Here is a 6,871-nt window from a genome sequence, read left to right as displayed (position 1 = left end):
ACGGAGAGGTGCTGATCACCGCCGAGCCGGAGTCGGCCGTGCGCGGTGGAGTCGTCCACGTGCCGCGGCTTTGCCGGCTCCCGCAGCCGGAGGGTCCGCTGCCGGTGGGTGCAGGCGACACGGTGCTGATCACCGGCGGCACGGGCGGTCTGGGCGCAGTCGTGGCCCGGTACCTGGTCAGTGAGTGTGGCGTCCGGAGCGTGGTGCTGACGAGCCGTCGTGGTCCGGAGGCGCCGGGTGCGGCGGAGCTGGTGGCGGAGTTGTCCGCGCTCGGCGCGGCCGTCGACGTCCGTGCCTGTGACGTGGCGGACCGCGACGCGGTCGCGGCGCTCGTCGAGGCGGTCCCCGGCCTGTCGGCGGTGGTCCACGCGGCCGGTGTCGGTGACAACGGTCTGGTCGGTGCGCTCACGCCCGAGCGCATGGACACGGTCCTGGCGCCGAAGGCCGACGGCGCCTGGTACCTGCACGAGCTGACGAGTCACCTCGACCTGACCGCCTTCGTGATGTTCTCCTCCGCCGGTGGTCTGGTGTTGACCGCCGGTCAGGGCAACTACGCGGCCGCGAACGTCTTCCTCGACGCGCTCGCCGCGCACCGCCGCGCCGCCGGGCTGCCCGCGACCTCGATGGCCTACGGCATGTGGGACGTCGGCGCCGGCCTCGGCGAGCACCTCCAGGAGCTGAACCGCAACCGCATGGCCGCCCAGGGAGTCCCGCCACTCACCCGCGAGGCCGGCCTGGCGCTGTTCGCCGCCGGTCTGCGCAGCGAGCGCGCGGCAGTCGTCCCGATCCGGGTCGACGTCGCCGCCCTGCGCGTCCGCACCGACGAGGTCCCCGCGCTCCTGCGCGCCCTCGTCCCGGCCGCGCGCCCCACGGCGGCCCACGCCCCGGTCCCGGCCGCGCCGGCCGGCGGTCTCGCCGCCCGCCTCACCGGGCTGACGGGGGCGGAGCAGCGACGGATCGTCCTCGAACTCGTCCGGGCCCGGGTGGCCGGTCTGCTGGGCCACGAGTCGGGCGAAGCGATCGAGCCGGACCGCGCGTTCCAGGAACTCGGCTTCGACTCCCTCGCCGCGACCGACCTGCGCAACCAGCTCAACACCCTCACCGGTCTGCGCCTGCCCGCGACCATCGCCTTCGACCACCCGAACGCCGAGGCGGTGACGGACCACATCGTCACCGAGCTGGCCGCCCGGACCGGAGCCGCGAACGGGGACGGGCCGGATACGGAGGCCGAGCTGCGCGCCGCGCTGCGGTCGATTCCGACCCGCCGGCTCCGCGACGCGGGCCTGGTCGACACCCTGCTCGACCTGGCCGACGACCGGGTCCGTCCCGTCGATCCGACGGCGACGGACCTCCCCGGGACGGCGACGGAAGTCCGCCACGACCCGATCGCGATCGTCGGCATGTCCTGCCGCTACCCGGGCGGGGTGACCACGCCCGAGGAGCTGTGGCGCCTGGTGACCTCCGGCGAGGACGCCATCTCCCCGTTCCCCACCGATCGCGGCTGGGACCTGTCCGCGCTCCGCACCGAGAGCTCGTCCTACACCCATGAGGGCGGATTCCTCGACGGCGCCGCCGAGTTCGACCCCGGCTTCTTCGGGATCTCCCCGCGCGAGGCCCTCGCGATGGACCCGCAGCAGCGGCTCACGCTGGAACTCTCCTGGGAAGCCCTGGAGCGTGCCGGCATCGACCCGACCGGCCTGCGCGGCACCCGCACGGGCGTCTTCACCGGCGTGATGTACCACGACTACCCGGGCAGCGACGGCAACGGCAGCGTCGTGGCCGGCCGTGTCTCGTACGAACTCGGCCTGGAAGGCCCGGCCGTCGCCGTGGACACCGCCTGCTCGTCCTCCCTGGTCGCCCTCCACCTGGCCGCCCAGGCGCTGCGTCAGGGCGACTGCTCGCTCGCGATCACCGGAGGCGTGACGGTGATGGCCACGCCGGGCGTGTTCGCCGAGTTCGGCCGCCAGGGCGCGCTCGCCCCCGACGGGCGGTGCAAGTCCTTCGCGTCCGCCGCCGACGGCACCGGCTTCGCCGAGGGCGCCGGCTTCCTGGTCGTCGAGCGGCTGTCGGACGCCCTGCGCAACGGGCACCCGGTGCTGGCACTCGTGCGTGGCAGCGCGGTGAACCAGGACGGCGCGTCGAACGGCCTGACGGCGCCGAACGGCCCGTCGCAGCAGCGGGTGATCCGGCAGGCGCTGGCCAACGCGCGCCTCGGCGCCGACCAGGTCGACGTGGTCGAGGCGCACGGCACCGGTACGACACTGGGTGACCCGATCGAGGCGCAGGCCCTGCTCGGAACCTACGGCCAGGGCCGCCCCGAGGAACTGCCTCTCCTCCTCGGCTCGATCAAGTCGAACATCGGCCACACCCAGGCCGCGGCCGGTGTCGCCGGTGTGATCAAGATGGTGCTCGCGATGCACAACGGCGAGCTGCCGTCGACGCTGCACGTCGACGAGCCGAGCGACAAGGTGGACTGGTCGGAGGGGGCCGTACGGCTCCTGACCGAGCGCCGGGCCTGGGCGCCGGGCGAACGGCCGCGCCGCGCCGGTGTGTCCTCCTTCGGCATCAGCGGCACCAACGCCCACGTGATCATCGAGGAGGCCCCGGCCGCACCGGCGCAGGCCGCGCCCACGGATGGGCGAGGTGAGCCCGGGGTCGTCCCGTGGCTGCTGTCCGCCGCGACCCCGGAGGGCCTGCGGGCGCAGGCCGAGCGGCTGCTCGCGGCCGACGTCGACGCCCGTCCGATGGACGTCGCATACTCGCTGGCGACGACCCGCGCCGCGCTCGAACACCGCGCGGCCGTGGTCGGCGACGGGACGGAGCAACTCCTCGCCGGCCTCCGGGCGGTGGCGCTAGGAGAGGCGCCGACCGGCGTCGCGACGAGCGGGCGGGTGGCCTTCCTCTTCTCCGGGCAGGGCTCGCAACACCTGGGCATGGGACGGGAGTTGTACGAGCGCTTCCCGGTGTTCGCGGAGGCGTTCGATGAGGTGTGTGCGGCGCTGGACGTGCCCGTGCGCGAGGTCGTGTGGGGCGAGGACGAGGAGTTGATCAATCAGACCGCGTACGCCCAGGCGGGGCTTTTCGCTGTCGAGGTGGCGCTCTACCGGCTCGTCGAATCCCTCGGCCTGCGGCCGGAGTTCGTGGCCGGGCACTCGATCGGCGAGGTCGCGGCGGCGCACGTGGCCGGGGTGTTCTCGCTGGCGGACGCCTGCACGCTGGTCAGTGCTCGCGGCCGGCTGATGCAGGCGCTGCCGGAAGGCGGCGCGATGCTCGCCGTGCAGGCGGCGGAGGACGAAGTGCTGCCGCTGCTGGGCGACTTCGTGTCGATCGCCGCCGTCAACGGCTCGCGCTCGATCGTCGTCTCCGGCACGGAAGAAGCCGTGGAGACGATCCGCGAGCACTTCGCGGATCGGAAGACGAACCGGCTGCGCGTGTCCCACGCGTTCCACTCGCCGCTGATGGACCCGATGCTGGAGGACTTCCGCACGGTGCTCAACGGGCTGACGTACCAGGCGCCGACGATTCCCGTCGTCTCCAACCTGACCGGCGGCCTGGCCGACGGCCTCCAGAAACCCGACTACTGGGTGCGCCACGTCCGCGAGGCCGTCCGCTTCGCCGACGGCATCCGCACCCTCCACGAGGCCGGCGTCCGCCGCTACCTCGAACTCGGCCCCGATGCCGTGCTCACCGCCCTCACCGCGAGCGCGCTGCCCGACGGCGAGGCCGAAGCGATCCCGGCGCTGCGCCGCGCCCGCGACGAGGAGCGCACCGTCGTCGAGGCGCTGGCCCGCCTGCACGTGCTCGGGGTGCCGGTGGACTGGTCCGGCCTCTACGAGGGGACGGGCGCCCGCCGGGTCGCCCTGCCGACGTACGCCTTCCAGCACCGCCGCTTCTGGTCGGACGCCTCGGCGTTCTTCCCCACGGCCGAGTCCGTCGGGCTCCGGAACGCCGAGCACCCGTTGCTCACCGGTGCGCTCGAACTGGCCGGTTCCGCCGGGCTGGTGTTCACCGGCCGACTGTCGGCCCGGTCGCACGGATGGCTGGCGGATCACGTCGTCATGGGTTCGGTCCTGGTGCCGGGCACGGCGCTGGTGGAACTGGCCGTGCGTGCCGGGGACGAGGCCGGCTGCGACCTCGTCGAGGAGCTGACCGTAGCCGCACCGCTCGTGCTGCCCGAGGACGGGTCCGTCCGGATCCAGGTGCGCCTGGCCGAGCCGGACGAGTCCGGCCGTCGCGCGGTCGGCATCCACTCCACGGCGGACACCGGTCCGGATCCGGTCTGGACCTTGCACGCGAGCGGTGTGCTGGGCTCGGGCGCGGTGCCGGCCGACTTCGACGCCTCGGTGTGGCCGCCGGCCGGCGCCGAGCCCCTGGACCTCACCGGGCTGTACGAGGGCCTGGCGGAGGCCGGGTTCGGGTACGGTCCGGCGTTCCGGGGCCTGCGCGCGGCCTGGCGCTGCGGGGACGACGTCTTCGCGGAGGTCGCCCTGCCCGAGGGCACCGAGGGCACGGGCTTCGGCCTGCACCCGGCGCTGTTCGACGCCTGCCTGCACGGCTTCGCCCTGGCCGGGTCCGGCGAGAGCGGCGGCGTGCCGTTCGCGTGGGAGGACGTGGCGCTGCACGCCTCCGGGGCGCCGGCGGTGCGGGCGCGCCTGACACGGTCCGCTTCCGGCGCGCTCTCGCTCTCGCTGGCGGACGCCGACGGCAGGCCGGTGGCCTCGGTCGGCGCGCTGACGGTGCGCCCGATCGCCGCCGAGGAGACGGCCGCGGGCTCGCGGGTCGGCCGGGACGAGCTCTTCCGGGTGGACTGGGTGCCGGTGAGGGTTTCTGCCCGCGCGGAGTTCGTGGAAGTCACCTCGCTGGCGGAGGTGCCGGCGGACGTCCCGCCCGTCGTGGTGCTCGCGCCCGCCCCCGGCGAGGTGCACGTGCGGACGGCGTGGGCGCTGGAGGTGGTGAAGGGCTGGCTGGCCGACGAGCGTTTCGCGGCCTCGCGTCTGGTGTTCATGACGCGCGGCGTGGTGGCGGGCGAGGACCTGCCGGGCGCTGCGGTGTGGGGTCTGGTGCGGTCGGCGATGGCTGAGGAGCCGGGCCGGTTCGGCCTGGTGGACCTGGCGGGGGAGGAGGAACTGCCGTCCGCCGCCCTGGGCCTGGACGAGCCGCACCTGCTGGTTCGCGACGGGGAGATCCTCGCGGCCCGACTCGCTCGCACCGAACCGACGGCCGACGCGACAGCGTGGCCGGGCGAGGAGACGATCCTGATCACCGGCGGCACGGGCGGCCTCGGCCGTCTGGTCGCCCGGCACCTCGCGGCGGAGCACGGCGTGCGCAGCCTGCTGCTGGTCAGCCGTCGCGGCGCGGACGCCGAGGGCGTCGATGTGCTGCTTGCCGAGTTGGCGGACCTCGGCGCGGAGGCCGTCGTCGAGGCCTGTGACGTGGCGGACGAAGTCGCCGTGGCAGACCTGTTCGCCCGGCACGAGATCCGCGCGGTCGTCCACACGGCCGGCGTGCTCGACGACGGCGTGATCGGATCGCTGACCCCCGAGCGCCTCGCCGCCGTCCTGCGCCCGAAGGCGGACGCGGCGTGGAACCTCCACCGGGCCACCGCGAGCCTCGACCTGGACGCTTTCGTCCTGTTCTCGTCGATGGCCGGCTCGTTCGGCAGTGCGGGCCAGGCCGCCTACGCGGCGGGCAACGCCTACTTGGACGCGCTGGCGCTGCACCGGCGTTCGCTCGGCCTGCCGGCTGTTGCGCTGGCCTGGGGCCCGTGGTCCGACGTAGCCGGTATGACCGGCACCCTCACCGACGCCGAGCGCGAGCGGATGACCCGCGCGGGCGTTCCGCCGCTCGCCCCGGAGAACGGGCTGGCGCTGTTCGACGCGGTCGCCACCGGCGTCGAGCCGGTCGTCCTCCCCGTCCGGTTCGACCTGCCCGTCCTCCGGGACCGGGGCGACGTCCCCGCCCTGCTGCGCGGCCTCGTCCGGACCCCGGTGCGCCGGTCGGCCACGGCCCCCGCCGCGGTCGACCTGACCCGGCGGCTGTCGGGCCTGGGCGTGGACGAGCGGGGTGCGGCCGTCCTGGACCTGGTGCGCGACCAGATCGCCGTGGTGCTGGGCCACGACGGCCGGTCGACGGTGGACCCGTCGCGGGCGTTCCAGGACCTCGGCTTCGACTCGCTCACGGCGGTCGAACTGCGCAACCGGCTGCGGACCGTGACCGGTCTCCAGCTGCCGGCCACCGTCGTGTTCGACTACCCGACCGCCGACGCGCTCGCGCGCTTCCTGCTGGAGGGCCTGTTCGGCGCTTCGGAGCCGGTGGAACTCCCGGCGGCCTTGCCCGTGCCCTCCGGCGACCCGATCGTGCTCGTCGGGATGGCCTGCCGCTACCCCGGAGACGTGGCGTCGCCGGAGGACCTGTGGCGGCTGGTGGCCGACGGCGTGGACGCGGTGTCGGAGTTCCCGGCCGACCGTGGCTGGGACGTCGAGACGCTCTACCACCCGGACCCCGATCACACCGGCACCTCCTACACGAGGACGGGCGGGTTCCTGCGGGAGGCGGCGGCGTTCGACGCGGCGTTCTTCGGGATGAGCCCGCGCGAGGCGCTGGCGACGGACGCGCAGCAGCGCCTGTTGCTGGAGACCTCGTGGGAGGCCTTCGAGCGCGCCGGGATCGACCCGGTGACGCTGCGCGGCAGCCGGACGGGCGTCTTCGCGGGCGTGATGTACGCCGACTACGCGAACCTGCTGGGCGGTGGTGAGTTCGAGGGGCACCAGGGCAGCGGCAGCGCGGGAAGCGTGGCCTCGGGCCGCGTCTCGTACACGCTCGGCCTGGAGGGGCCGGCGGTGACCGTCGACACGGCGTGTTCCTCCTCCCT

At 74.6% G+C, this 6,871-nt stretch carries 1 protein-coding gene; it reads left to right on the top strand.

The window, feature by feature from the left end; translation table 11 throughout:
* Nucleotides 1-8 precede the first annotated feature (8 nt).
* Nucleotides 9-6,871, top strand: a 6,863-nt coding sequence (locus AB0D10_RS45540) for an SDR family NAD(P)-dependent oxidoreductase (protein WP_360268780.1), incomplete at its 3' end; no start/stop codon positions are given.

Source organism: Kitasatospora sp. NPDC048545 (genome assembly GCF_040651155.1).
GTDB lineage: Bacteria > Actinomycetota > Actinomycetes > Streptomycetales > Streptomycetaceae > Kitasatospora.
The sequence above is the reverse complement of the archived record's forward strand: the minus strand, read 5'-3'. Positions and strand labels throughout refer to the sequence as shown.